At 47.9% G+C, this 12,950-nt stretch carries 14 protein-coding genes; 10 read left to right on the top strand and 4 right to left on the bottom strand.

The window, feature by feature from the left end; all coding sequences use genetic code 11:
• Nucleotides 1-1,119 carry a biotin synthase BioB gene (gene bioB, locus BTA35_RS02800; RefSeq protein WP_346828510.1) on the bottom strand — a complete coding sequence of 373 codons (1,119 nt, stop codon included), beginning with the start codon at nucleotides 1,117-1,119 and terminating at the stop codon, nucleotides 1-3.
• A 204-nt stretch (nucleotides 1,120-1,323) separates the two neighbouring features.
• On the opposite strand from bioB, the gene BTA35_RS02795 reads away from it, so the two are divergent.
• From BTA35_RS02795 to BTA35_RS02785, 3 genes are all read left to right on the top strand, one after another.
• Nucleotides 1,324-2,079, top strand: a complete 756-nt coding sequence (locus BTA35_RS02795) for a ComF family protein (RefSeq protein WP_077242892.1) — start codon at nucleotides 1,324-1,326, stop codon at nucleotides 2,077-2,079.
• 26 nt (nucleotides 2,080-2,105) lie between these two features.
• Nucleotides 2,106-3,128, top strand: a complete 1,023-nt coding sequence (locus tag BTA35_RS02790) for a serine/threonine protein kinase (RefSeq protein WP_077242891.1) — start codon at nucleotides 2,106-2,108, stop codon at nucleotides 3,126-3,128.
• Between the two features lie 127 nt (nucleotides 3,129-3,255).
• Nucleotides 3,256-4,794, top strand: coding sequence for a murein transglycosylase domain-containing protein (locus tag BTA35_RS02785; RefSeq protein WP_160054925.1), 1,539 nt, complete (start codon nucleotides 3,256-3,258; stop codon nucleotides 4,792-4,794).
• A 108-nt stretch (nucleotides 4,795-4,902) separates the two neighbouring features.
• Here BTA35_RS02785 and BTA35_RS02780 read toward each other — a convergent pair whose 3' ends face one another.
• Nucleotides 4,903-5,424, bottom strand: a complete 522-nt coding sequence (locus tag BTA35_RS02780) for a hypothetical protein (RefSeq protein ID WP_077242889.1) — start codon at nucleotides 5,422-5,424, stop codon at nucleotides 4,903-4,905.
• A gap of 551 nt (nucleotides 5,425-5,975) precedes the next feature.
• Here BTA35_RS02780 and folE point away from each other — a divergent pair.
• The 5 genes from folE (at nucleotide 5,976) to BTA35_RS02755 (ending at nucleotide 8,572) form a co-directional block, all read left to right on the top strand.
• Nucleotides 5,976-6,530 carry a GTP cyclohydrolase I FolE gene (folE, locus tag BTA35_RS02775; RefSeq protein WP_077242888.1) on the top strand — a complete coding sequence of 185 codons (555 nt, stop codon included), beginning with the start codon at nucleotides 5,976-5,978 and terminating at the stop codon, nucleotides 6,528-6,530.
• A 50-nt stretch (nucleotides 6,531-6,580) separates the two neighbouring features.
• Complete coding sequence (gene folX, locus BTA35_RS02770; RefSeq protein WP_077242887.1) at nucleotides 6,581-6,976, top strand: dihydroneopterin triphosphate 2'-epimerase; 396 nt, start codon at nucleotides 6,581-6,583, stop codon at nucleotides 6,974-6,976.
• A 23-nt stretch (nucleotides 6,977-6,999) separates the two neighbouring features.
• Nucleotides 7,000-7,314, top strand: coding sequence for a thioredoxin family protein (locus tag BTA35_RS02765; protein ID WP_077242886.1), 315 nt, complete (start codon nucleotides 7,000-7,002; stop codon nucleotides 7,312-7,314).
• 81 nt (nucleotides 7,315-7,395) lie between these two features.
• Nucleotides 7,396-7,662: a hypothetical protein gene (locus BTA35_RS02760; protein WP_077242885.1), complete on the top strand. Its 267-nt coding sequence runs from the start codon at nucleotides 7,396-7,398 to the stop codon at nucleotides 7,660-7,662.
• Between the two features lie 139 nt (nucleotides 7,663-7,801).
• Nucleotides 7,802-8,572, top strand: coding sequence for a TIGR04219 family outer membrane beta-barrel protein (locus BTA35_RS02755; protein ID WP_077242884.1), 771 nt, complete (start codon nucleotides 7,802-7,804; stop codon nucleotides 8,570-8,572).
• Nucleotides 8,573-8,633: 61 nt separating this feature from the next.
• Here BTA35_RS02755 and BTA35_RS02750 read toward each other — a convergent pair whose 3' ends face one another.
• Nucleotides 8,634-9,788 (bottom strand): Do family serine endopeptidase, encoded by a 1,155-nt coding sequence (locus BTA35_RS02750; protein WP_077242883.1) that lies wholly within the window; start codon nucleotides 9,786-9,788, stop codon nucleotides 8,634-8,636.
• A gap of 231 nt (nucleotides 9,789-10,019) precedes the next feature.
• Between BTA35_RS02750 and BTA35_RS02745 the strand changes: the two genes are divergently transcribed.
• The gene (locus tag BTA35_RS02745) at nucleotides 10,020-10,778 is read left to right on the top strand and encodes a Nif3-like dinuclear metal center hexameric protein (RefSeq protein WP_103989647.1); all 759 of its coding nucleotides are present in this window, start codon (nucleotides 10,020-10,022) and stop codon (nucleotides 10,776-10,778) included.
• A 48-nt stretch (nucleotides 10,779-10,826) separates the two neighbouring features.
• Here BTA35_RS02745 and BTA35_RS02740 read toward each other — a convergent pair whose 3' ends face one another.
• Nucleotides 10,827-11,267 (bottom strand): Z-ring associated ZapG family protein, encoded by a 441-nt coding sequence (locus BTA35_RS02740; RefSeq protein ID WP_077242881.1) that lies wholly within the window; start codon nucleotides 11,265-11,267, stop codon nucleotides 10,827-10,829.
• Nucleotides 11,268-11,630: 363 nt separating this feature from the next.
• Between BTA35_RS02740 and zapE the strand changes: the two genes are divergently transcribed.
• Complete coding sequence (zapE, locus tag BTA35_RS02735; RefSeq protein ID WP_077242880.1) at nucleotides 11,631-12,722, top strand: cell division protein ZapE; 1,092 nt, start codon at nucleotides 11,631-11,633, stop codon at nucleotides 12,720-12,722.
• Nucleotides 12,723-12,950 lie beyond the last annotated feature (228 nt).

Genomic DNA, 12,950 nt, shown 5'->3' with positions numbered 1-12,950 from the left:
TTAAACCACCAGACCGCAGGGCTTGCGCTCACGGCCTGCTTCCGAGAGATTCGTTTGTGACGCATCGTAGAACATCTCACCGTTTTTCTGTTCGGTGATCGCCTCTTTCAGAGCAGCTTCATGGGTGGCTTCATCCACCGGCGCTTCACGACGTTCCGGGTGAATGCCTAGACGGGAGAACAGTTGACGATCTTTATCTGCCTGAGGATTGGCCGTGGTCAGTAGGCGCTCGCCGTAGAAGATGGAGTTTGCACCGGCAAAGAAGGTCATCGCCTGCATCTCATCGCTCATCTCTTCGCGACCGGCAGACAGACGTACATGGGATTCCGGCATCATGATACGGGCAACGGCTATCGTGCGGACAAAATCGATCGGATCGAGGTCTTCAACCTGATCCATCGGGGTACCCTCTACTTTGACCAGCATATTGATCGGAACACTTTCCGGATGGGGGGCCAGTCTGGACAGCTGGATCAGCATTTTGGCGCGATCTGTTTCCTGCTCTCCCATGCCCAGAATACCACCGGAACAAATTTTCATACCTGCATCACGCACATGGGACAGTGTATCCAGGCGATCCTGATAACTGCGGGTAGTGATGATTTGGTCGTAATACTCCGGAGAGGTGTCCAGGTTGTGATTATAGTAATCAAGCCCTGCAGAGGAGAGCTCCTTGGCCTGATCCTTATCCAACATACCCAGAGTCATACAGGTTTCCAGCCCCAGGGATTTAACCCCTTTCACCATTTCCAGAACGGCCGGGAAATCTTTTTTGCTGGGGGATTTCCATGCGGCTCCCATACAAAAACGGCTGGCACCGGTATCTTTGGCAGCTTTGGCCTGCTGCAATACTTTTTGAACCTCCATCAGCTGTTCTTTGGCAAGGCCTGTGTTGTAGTGCCCGGACTGCGGGCAGTACTTACAATCTTCCGGGCAGGCTCCGGTTTTGATTGATAGCAGGGTGCTGACCTGAACTGCGTTGGGATCGAAGTTTTCCCGATGGATGCTGTGAGCCTTAAACAAAAGATCATTCAGTGGTAAGGCGAACAACGCCTCAACTTCTTCGAGAGACCAGTTGTAACGGGGGGATGTTGGGGAGGGCGCCATAGATACTGTCATGGAAATTCCTGTGCTAAATTCAAAAAACCTGTTGCTGTAGAAGCGTTGCCAAGATCATAGCGAGCAGTGAAATCCTGTCAACCTTGTATTTTGTTAATGGTTTACAGTATGGGTTGTTTACAGGTGATGGATAACGATTTTTTCCGGCTATGATGGGTGTGCTGGTAAGCGGGAGATAATTGATATAAAGAAAAGGAGCTTCAGATGGATAAAGGATTTTGGCGGCAGATACAGGATGCGCTTTTTCCCCGCACCTGCCTGTTGTGTCGTGGGAGGCTTGATGGGGATGAGATGGTTAGCAGACTGCTATGTAATGACTGCCTTGGAGATTTTGAATGTAACCCTAAGGCATGCCACCGTTGTGCCGAGCCCATGACTCAGACTGAGCCTGTATCAGGCACTTTACTTTGCGGGCGTTGTCAGAAAAAGCCTCCGGCGTTTCATCAGATTTTAGCGCCTTACCTTTACTGTTACCCCGTGAGTGAGCTGATCCAGCGTTTTAAGAGCCAGGATCATATGCTTCTGAATCGTTTATTGAGTGATCTGTTGTCAGATTATCTGATGGGGCAGCTTGATGCGGAAATGATTAAACGGCCGGATATTCTTCTGCCTGTCCCTACCCATTGGCGTACAAGATTACAGCGAGGTTTTAACCCTGCAGCCTGCCTGGCTGATGCTGTTGGGCGGCAGCTGGCAATACCGGTAAATATGTCGGTCTTACGTAAGCCGGTGATGACGCATTCTCAGCATGATTTGAACCGGGCGCAGCGGTTGAAAAACCTCGACCAGAGTTTTGCTTTACGGGATGGGACAGAGGTACAGGGCCGAGAGATAGCAGTGGTTGATGATGTTGTCACCACAGGCTCCACAGCAGATGTTATTGCATCGCTGTTAAGGGATAATGGTGCTGCTTCGGTGCAAGTCTGGGCTATTGCCCGAACACCTAATCAACGGCGATAGATCTATCAGGAGTAAAAGCTTCAGTGATGACAGATAAAGACAATTCGGCGGATGTGACGCCATACTACCAGTTGAACCCTGATCGGGTAATGGATGCTGTTGAGTCTCTAGGCTTCTGCTGTGATGGTCGGGTTATGGCACTGAACAGCTATGAAAACCGGGTCTTTCAGGTTGGTATTGAGCAGGCGCAGCCGTTGATTGCTAAGTTTTATCGTCCGGGCCGCTGGAGTGATGCTCAGATTTTAGAAGAACATCAGTTTGCTCTGGAGTTGGCTGCGTTGGGTGTCAATGCGATTCCCCCTCTATTGTGCCCGGCAGAGGGGGCTGGCAAAGATCAGAGCCTGCATTATTTTGAAGGGTATCGCTTTGCTCTTTTCTCCCGCAAAGGTGGCCATGCCCCGGAACTGGATAATGAAGAACACCTGTATGAGCTAGGGCGCTTTTTGGGCCGCATGCACAGTATCGGTGAGGTGAAACCCTTTATGCATCGCCCGGAACTGAATGTGGCAGACTATGCCCGTCATGGACAACAGGAAGTGCTGAAAAGCGGATTACTGGAATCCTATCAGTCCCGCTATCAGGCTTTGACTGACGAGCTGCTGACTGAGTGTGACCATCGTCTCAAACAGGTTAGCGCTCCTTTAATAAGGGTTCAGGGGGATTGCCATAGCGGTAATATGCTTTGGCGGGATGGTGAATTGATGCTGCTGGATTTTGATGATTGCCGTATGGCTCCGGCAATGCAGGATATCTGGATGTTGCTTTCCGGTGATCGGGCTCAACAGCAGCAGTGGCTCTCGGAGGTCGTTGAAGGGTATGAGGAGTATCGGGAATTTCCACGTCGTGAGCTGGCTTTGATAGAGCCTTTGCGTACTCTTCGTATGATCTATTACAGTGGTTGGTTGGCGCAGCGCCGTAAGGACCCAGCTTTTATGACTGCTTTCAGTCACTTTGGTGGAGAGAGCTGGTGGCTGGAGCATTTAAATGCCCTTGAACAGCAAAAAATACTGCTCAGGCAGCCATCGATTACATTAGCTTCTTATATGTAGCTGGTCGTTATTTATATGCAGCCGGTAATGGTATCGAATCACTGTATAGACAAATGTATGAATCTCTTTAAACTTTGCCGCCAATATTTTTATTCAGCTGTATCAGAGGTACAAAACAGGGATGGGTATGTCATTGGTCAGTAAGCGGAATTTACATTCGGTTTTTTTGACGGCTAAGGCGTTGATTGCCGATCATTGGCATCCGGCAGCTCTGTTGTCTTCTGTCGTATTGCTGTCTGCCTGTGTTAATACTTCGGGACATCAGGTGGCTCAGCAGGATACATCCCAGATCACTCCCCCGAAAAGCCTGGTACCTCAACCACCTCCGGGAGGCTTTAGCCCGCTCTTTAATACAAGTTCAGCCTCAGTTGTTCAGCCAAAGTCTCAACCTGCTGTTGTGTCGCCACCTGCGGTTCCATCTGTGCCGGTTGCAACGGTTGCAACGGTTGCTCCGGCAATACCGACGCCATCTCCTGTTATCAGTTCAGGTATCACAAAAGAGAGTGTCCCAAAAGTGGAGAATATCTCAGTGGTGGAGTCTATTCCAGCGGTGGGAAGCACTCCAACGGTGGAACCGGTACAGAGCTCTGAAGCTGCAACCTGGATATCCCGTTTTCCGGCTTTAGCTAAAGAATATGAGCAATATCGGGCGGAGCTGGAAAAAGAGTATCGGCAGTATGAGCAAAAAGTTCAGAATCTGAAGCAGGAGGCCAGCCGCTATTGGGGAGCCGGCAATGTTCATGAATCAGACTCAGATACGTATGTGAAGTATGGTACTGGCTACACAAGCCGTGGCGAGGTGGATTTTGTTAACGGTAATATTGTGGTGGAAACTGTTGAAGAACAAAATCATAAAGAGCGGCTGCAGAATGCGATCGTGACAACATTGCTGACACCGGATAACGCACGGGATCCGAACCTTTTCTCTGATCAGGGCATTAGTTACGTGGGTCCTTCTGTCTTAGAGGGGCAGGTACGTGATCATGATGGGGTTATTGTGAAGTGGGAGTGGCGGGCAAATCGATATGCTGATTGGCTGGTCGAAAATAAGCTACAAAAAGTCAGCTCTGATGGTCACACGGTTTATCGCGTTGAGATTCCGATGGAGGAAAACCACCAGCAGGTACGAGGCCAGAAGTATGAAGCTCTGGTTCGTAAGTCAGCGCAGCAGTACGGGATTTCAGAGTCACTGATCTATAGCATTATGGAGACAGAGAGTCATTTTAACCCGTATGCGACGAGTCATATTCCTGCTTATGGGTTGATGCAGGTTGTACCGAGCACCGCGGGGCGGGATGTATTTGAACGCATCAAAAAGCGCAATGACCAGCCAGACCGGAGTTATCTGTTCAATCCAACCAACAACATTGATACCGGTACAGCTTATCTGAGTATTCTGGATGACATTTACCTGAAAGACGTGACGCATCCTCTGGCCCGTGAGTACTGCGTGATCTCGGCTTATAACGGTGGAGCCGGTAATGTGCTGAAAACTTTTTCCAGCGATCGTAAGCATGCCGTCGATGTCATTAATAGCCTGACGCCGCAGCAGGTTTACGTGAAACTAAATCATAGTCACCCCAGTGCGGAGTCGCGTAAATATATCGAGAAAGTCGTAAAAGCAAAGCAAAAGTATGATGCTATGGCTGTTGCGCAGAACGAGTAGGCCGACAGGGAAAACTTATAAGCAGCAAATCAAAAAGAGCCCTGGAATAAAGTGATCCCAGGGCTCTTTTTAATGGTTCATTCGTTAAATCCGAGTGTTATTTCTCGTCTATTGAGCTGCGGCAGCGTCCGGTGTGTGGTTGCGTCGCTGAATATTAATCTGCTCAGTTTGGTTCACACCCAAGGCGATATCCGCAGACTTATTCAGCTTCAGGCGGTAGTCAACACCAGCTTGTAGTACAGCCTGATTACAGGAAGAGCCAACGCAGGGAGTTGTAACCCCCTGGTTGCCGGAATCACTGATGATCACAGCGTCCATCACACCATCAAAAATATGACCGTTGGGCTCCACGCATAAAGCACGATTGACATGCAGGGACAGTTTACCCTGATCAATTGCTGCATCCGCAGAAAGCAGGCAGCGCTCGGGTAGCGTAGCGCCGGTTTCTGATCCGGTAGATTTCAGCAGCAGGTGCGACACAGTTTCACCTTGAGAGATGTTCTTATCCATCAGAACCTGTACTTTCAGAACCGTGTCTGTGGGCAGTTGATAACCTTCCGCGGGGGATGTGTCAGCAAACGTGGGTAGGCAGGCTCCTAGCAGGGCAACAGATGTCAGTAATCGTTTCATAGCTCACCGTCTCTTCAGTACAGGTTTTGTACCCGGCTTTAAACACCTATGGGTACAGAGTTATCTGATCTCTGTGGTTAGATTAAAACGTATAACCACAGGTTGGATTCACAATGTCAGGCTGCACAAGATATTCAAGGCTGTTCAGCGCTGATTTATCAGTGATAAGTCAGCATATTTTGGCTGTAAGCAAACACTCACAACCTGATGATCTGGCTTAACGCGTGCGCAGTATAACAGATCCGGCTGATTTATCTTTTGCGTCTTAGCCTGAACCGGATTTGGATATCCGCGATAGGTTTGACTGTTAAAGGCTGGATTTTGCGCGCAAAGATTATGCTTGACTGTAACGGTCAGGTAAAATGGACAAATTGTCGCACCCGGATAATCTTTAAAATGCGCTATCATTGCTGCTTTTTTTCAGTATGCAGCTTATCTCTACCTTGTATGACTTCTGCAGTTTTAATAAGCGCCTGAATATCAGGCTTAGGCAGACTTTATATCAGTTAGATTTTATATACCTTGATTTTGATTAACACTAAGGCATTGCCATGACAGAAAAACTGACCGGTCTTTACGAAACTATTCTGGCTGAACTGGGTGAAAACCCGGAACGTGAAGGTTTAACGGATACGCCTAAGCGTGCAGCAAAAGCGATGCAATACCTTACCAAGGGGTATAACGAAACATTAGAAAGCGTGACCAATGGCGCTGTTTTTGAATCAGAAACGGATGAAATGGTCATTGTTAAAGACATTGAACTGTATTCTATGTGTGAGCACCATATTCTGCCTTTTATTGGCAAGTGCCACATCGCTTACCTGCCAACGGGTAAAGTACTGGGCTTGTCAAAATTTGCCCGTATTGTGGATATGTATGCTCGCCGCCTCCAGATACAGGAAAACCTGACTAAGCAGATCGCTGATGCGGTGATGCAGGTGACCGGGGCTCGTGGGGTTGCTGTTACTATTGAAGCTAAACATATGTGTATGATGATGCGTGGGGTTGAGAAGCAGAACTCTGTGATGAAGTCCTCTGTTATGCTGGGTGCCTTCCGTGAGTCGCAATCGACCCGAATGGAATACCTGCAGCTTATCAGCAACTAAAGAGCTGTTAGCTGTTTGTTTGGGGTTTTAAAGCTGGATAAGGATCTATAATGCCATTACATGCGGTAAGCAATGCTCACGCCGGTCATAATCTGGCGACGATTCAGATTAAGAATCTGCGGCTGCGAACTTATATCGGTATTAATGAAGATGAGATCGTCAATAAACAGGATATTATCGTCAATATTACGATTCAGTACTTTGCTGATCGTGCCGTAAGTTTTAATCATATTGACGAAGCGCTCAACTATCGTACGATTACTAAAGCTGTTATTGCCCATGTTGAGAGTAACCGTTTTGCGCTGCTTGAGCGTCTGACCCGTGAGATTCTGGATATTACAATGTCTTATGAGCAGGTTCAGGTTGCTCAGGTTGAAGTGGATAAACCTCATGCGCTGCGTTTCTCTGATTCTGTCTCCATAACACTGTCAGATCACAGGGATTAGTTTGGGTGGGGCATTTCACAGAGATGAGTGATCCTGATGTAATAGATCTTGTATCAGGGCTGGTATTTATACTTTTTTCCACACCGGGTTGTGGTGTATGCGAGTCTCTTAAGCTTAAGCTGCCTGGATGGTCTGAACAATTGGGGTACAGGGCCCGTTTCGTATGGCTCGATCTTGAACGCTTTCCTGAAGCCTGCAGTCGGTTTCAGGTGCTTTCTGTGCCGACTCTGGTTGTCCGGTTAGACGGGCAGGAGCTGTCTCGCCAGCTCAGGCATATCAATCTGAGTTTGCTGGAGGAACACATTGAACGTCCTCTGGCATTTTGGTCTGAGTTGTAAGGCCAGAGCCTCCCTTTCTCTTATGGCGACTATTGTATTTGTTAATTTATATCCGGTCGGCCTCTTTTCAGGAACTCTCTTATGCAAGGCGTTATCATTTCATTTGATGTAGGTATTCAGGAAGGGGTCATCCGCTCTGAGTCCGGTGAAGAGTTTAACTTTGACCTGACCGGATGGCGTGGTCGTGGTTTACCGGATACGGGCGTTGAGGTCAGCTTTGAGGCTCAGGATGGTCATTCTGCACGGCAGGTATTTAATTTGCCGACAGGCCAGCGTAAAGCGATAGGTACTTTGAAGGTGGATGGCCATGAGGTTTCCGTACCTTGGTACAAAAAGCTGGGTTTCTGATAATTGAAATTTTGTAAGCGCGTCATTGAGAAATACAGGTTTTCCGGTTATCCGGTTGAAACGAAACACATACCAAAGCAGTGCTGAATTCATTGTGGGCACAGTTGCTTGTCGTTCTACATGGAAAGGGGTTTTTAATATGTTCAGAAAATTAGCACCATTAAGCTTGGCATTGGTTGCCATAAATGCACAGGCAGATTTCATTGGTCTGCAGGCTGGTGCAGGCATGTGGCAACCTGATCTGAGTGGTAGCTTTCAGTCTGAGGATTCTTCGGCGACCGGTGTTGATATGGAGCGTGATCTCGGGTTCACAGATACAACCGCTAATAACTTCTATGTGGCTGTCGAGCATCCGGTTCCTTTCCTGCCGAACTTTCGTCTGGAACGCACCAGCTTATCTGAAAGTCGCATGAATACCTTAAGTCAGTCGATTTCATTTGAGGGGCAGACCTATACGGCAAGTGCAGAGGTTGATAGTAAACTTGATCTGAGCCATACCGATTACACGGGTTATTATGAAATTTTGGATGGGCTTGGCTGGTTGAGTGCAGACATCGGGCTCACGGTCCGCCAGTTTGATGGTGAGATTAGTATTAAAGAGAGATCCGGAAGTGCTAATGAGTCGGTAACACTTGATGTACCTGTGCCCCTTTTATACGGCAAGGGGCAGTTTGATATTCCTATGGCACCCTTTCCGCTTGCTGTCGGCGGAATGATAAACTATTTAAGTGTAGGCGGGGCTACCATTTCTGACCATCGCCTGTATGTCGCCGCTGCAGCGCCATGGGTCGTTGAGGTTGGTGGTGAGTTAGGGTATCGCCGTTTTAATATGGAGCTGGATGACGTTGATGGTCTGGATGCTGATCTGACAGCAAGCGGTTGGTATGCCAGCGCTACAGTTCACTTCTGATTAAGATGGGAAAAGCGCCAAGTTTTGTTTATTACTTGAGCGCTCCAGCTTTAAACGGTCTTTAGCTTTGGGGCGGAGTAGGGCGACGTCCGACTTCGGCCTCGAGTGTGATCTCCTGCCCTGAGCGATAGACGGTGATTTTTATTTTTTCTCCGGGCCGCTTCTGGGCTATTCGGTTCATCGTGCTGCGCCCACTGATAATCTGCTCACCTTCGACTTTAACAATGATATCCCCCGGCTGCATACCCGCCAGGTGGGCAGGTCCATTTCGAAGTAACCCGGCGATCAGAATGCCACGCTCTTCTCTGTAACCAAATGAGCTGGCCAGAGCCGGTGTTAGCTCCTGAACTTCAACACCAAGCCAGCCGCGAACGACACTACCTTCGCGGATAATATCGATCATAATCTGTCGGCTAAGATTTGAGGGTATTGCAAAGCCTATTCCCTGAGAGCCGCCGGACTTGCTGAAAATAGCCGTATTAATACCTAATAATTCCCCCCGGGGGTTGATAAGTGCCCCGCCTGAGTTGCCCGGGTTGATTGCGGCATCGGTCTGAATGAAATCCTCAAAAGTATTGATCCCTAACTGATCGCGACCCGTGGCACTGACGATGCCCATGGTAACGGTTTGCCCAACGCCAAAGGGATTGCCGATTGCCAGAACGACATCACCGACTTCAATACCATCAGATGGGGCGATAGTGATCACAGGCAGATCTGGTAGTTGAATGCGAAGAACGGCTAAATCCGTTTCCGGGTCCGTGCCAACCACCTGAGCAATTGTTTCTCTGCCATCTTTAAGGGCGACCTTAATCTCATCGGCTCCGGTAATAACATGGTTGTTAGTCAGTACGTAGCCATCAGTGCTGACGATAACACCAGAACCCAGGCTGGATTGTAATCTTTGCTGGCGCGGCACGCCGTTATAACCAAAAAACTGCCTGAAAGATGGATCCTGAAGCAAGGGGTGCGCGCGTTGCTCTATAATTTTACTGGTGTAGATATTAACGACCGCAGGGGATGCTTGTTTTACCGCAGAGGAATAGCTGTAGGGGCCACTGAGTTTAGGCGTGCTGTCTGCCTGAGCAGCCTCCACAAAGACGGGCTGCGGTTTGGTATTACTCTGCTCAGAGTTTGAATGTTGCTGATTAATAGTGAGACCGATCACAACACCAGCGAGAACGGGCCATGACAGATAGTGGAATATTTTTTTCATGCAAAACTCATTGCGGATTCAGACAGGGTTCTGACTATATGGTGTTTCGGTCATAAAATTCAATCCGCGATGCTCATTATCAGGCTATATAAGTCCGGAAGCACTGGGGGCGTTGCGACAGCTGCATATTAATCCCGTCGCTTTATAGACCGTTGTGTTTTCGTTTTTTGAAGTTAGAGTGTTTCCCGCTGAGACGTGATTTAACTTTACTCTTCGATTTAGGAGCTTTTGATGCTGACATTGACCGATCTGGTGAAACATCTGGATATCTTGCTGGAACCACAGGCCTATAAAGATTATTGCCCAAACGGACTTCAGGTTGAGGGTCGGAGTCAGATTCTCAGGGTTGCTACAGCTGTCACTGCCAGCCAGAATATTCTGGATCAGGCCGTTGCCGCTGGCGCTGATGCGCTTCTGGTGCATCATGGCTACTTTTGGAAAAATGAATCCCAGACAGTTACAGGTATGAAGTACCGCAGGCTTTCTACACTGATTAAAAATGATATTAGCTTACTGGCTTACCACCTGCCTTTGGACGCGCATAGTGAGCTGGGCAATAATGTCGAGCTTGCCCGTATTTTAGATTGGGAGATCAGCGATGGCCTTGAGGCTGGTAACCCGAGAAGTATTGGGTTGGTTGGTACGGCAAAGACAGATAAAACCGTGGGTGAGATTGCTGCTCGGATTCACCGCGAGCTGGATCGCGAACCGTTGGTGATCGGAGATGCTGCAAAAGAGATTCGCAAAATCGGCTGGTGTTCAGGGGCTGCACAAGGGTTTATTGAAGGGGCGGCTGAAGCGGGTTGTGATCTTTATGTTAGTGGCGAAATTTCTGAAAATACGGTACATGCTGCAAGAGAACTGGGGATTGCTTATATTGCTGCCGGGCATCATGCAACAGAGCGTTACGGTGTTCTCGCACTCGGCCGGTGGTTACAGGATCAGTTTGGTATTGAGCATCTTGCTCTGGATGAAAACAACCCGGTTTAAAACCGGGTTGTCTGAGAGCTGAGGCATAGCTGTTTGCCTCAGAGGCCTTTAGGGGGGCTCAGGTATTTCTTCGCGCTCCAGACCAAAGTCTTCAGATAAGGTACCTGATGTCTTGGGCGCGTAATCCATTGGGGCATGATGATCTTCTTTCATATAATCATTCTGCTGTTTATCGTTCTGACGACTTTTTTTACTGATACGCTTGTACAGAGATGCGTCATCACAAAAGCTCTCGGCGCCACTTTGCAGATGGCTCACCAAATTCTGATAATTTTTTTCCATACCCGCCAGCAGCTCATCGGTCCGGGCAAAATGCTCACTGACGTTCTCATTCAGCCGCACAAACTCCATCTCTTTCTGATTCATGCGCTGTTTAAGATCCGAGTTTTCACCGGTATTTGTATTCAGTAGGTGATAAATAAGCGCACCAACACCACAGCCCACGATAAAAGTGAGGATAATAAGGGTCCAGTCGATATTGGCTTCCATAAATGACTCCTTAACTACTTGAATGACATCAGCAAAAAATCAGAGATGTCTTAACGTTCTGATTATTATACAGGGTAACAGGTTGGGGAGGGCAACCGCTTATTCATTAAAAACGTATCAGCACACTCGTTATTTTTAGGTGTAATTAAAAAAACATGTGACTTTAGGCTAGGTCGAAGGTTGGTGTTTGGGGGTTGCGACTCAAACCGGTATAATGCCGCCCACATTTTTGGGTCATCGCTGTCATCCTCTTTCGAACCGAAAAGGGAAAATTCTAAACAGCACTAAAAACGTAAACAGTATTACCTGTCGGTTATTGTGATGATATTCGACCCTTTCTGTAACTCTCTCGGAAGCAGGCATATGACACCTTTAGAACGCTACAAACAAGATCTTGAACGCGATGACTTCAGTTATGATCCGGCACAGGAGATGGCTGTTAAGCATCTGCAGCGTCTATATGATGACCTGGTAGCGTATCAGCCTCCTAAAAAGTCGCTGTTGAAGAGCCTGTTTGGTAAACCTGAAACCAGAGAGCCGGCCATGGGGCTTTATTTTTGGGGAGGGGTTGGCCGAGGTAAAACATATCTTGTTGATACGTTCTTTGACAGTCTGCCATTTGATGAAAAAATGCGAGTGCACTTTCATCGCTTTATGCAGCGCGTACATGATGATTTGCGCAAATATGATGGCGAGAAAAATCCACTGACCCTGGTGGCAGCAAATCTGGCTTCTGAAATCCGGGTGCTTTGCTTGGATGAGTTTTTCGTCAAAGATATCACTGATGCTATGATTCTGGCCGGCCTGCTGGGTGAACTGTTCAGAAATGGTGTTGCGCTGGTCACTACCTCAAATATTGTACCGGATGGTTTGTACGAAAACGGATTACAGCGTGCACGCTTTTTACCTGCGATCGATCTGCTGAAGCAGTATACCGAGGTGGTGAATGTAGACAGCGGTGTTGATTACCGTTTGCGGGCGCTGGAGCAAGCGGAGATTTTTCATTATCCGCTGGATGCAAGTGCTAACGAAAGCCTGTTGAAAAGTTTTAAGAATATTGCTCTGTCTGAGGGGCGTTTGGCCGAGGTAATTGAAGTTAATCATCGACAGATGACCACTGAGCGGATGCATGATGATGTCGTTTGGTTCAGCTTTGATGAATTATGCGATGGCCCCCGGAGCCAAAATGACTATATTGAACTGGCAAAAGAGTTTCAGACCGTTTTCCTGAGTGATGTACCTCAAATGAAACGGGATACAGATGATCAGGCCCGCCGTTTTATCAATCTGGTTGATGAGTTCTATGACCGGAATGTGAAATTGATTATCTCAGCTGAAGCGGCTATCCCGGATCTTTATTTGGGGGGCAATCTGAGCTTCGAGTTTGATCGTACTGTTTCCCGGTTGCTGGAGATGCAGTCCCATGAATATCTCTCCCGTGAACATCGCCCATAGCTAACGTTTACGGAAAATCATTTTTCCGTAAATGAAGGCCGTCACGGTATAAATTTTCTATATTTTGTCTGCCTGGGTCTTAACTTTAGCAGGTGAAGTCGCTATACTTCGCGCTCCTTTTTTAAGGTAATCAACGTTGCAACGGATCTGCAACCAATAAAAATAGGCAACGGGTCCATCGGGACGGGAATGAATCTCTGATCGTAAGACCGATATAGGCTATTAATT

The sequence above is a fragment of the Oceanospirillum linum genome (genome assembly GCF_001995095.2).
Lineage (GTDB): Bacteria > Pseudomonadota > Gammaproteobacteria > Pseudomonadales > Halomonadaceae > Oceanospirillum > Oceanospirillum linum.
The sequence above is the reverse complement of the archived record's forward strand: the minus strand, read 5'-3'. Positions and strand labels throughout refer to the sequence as shown.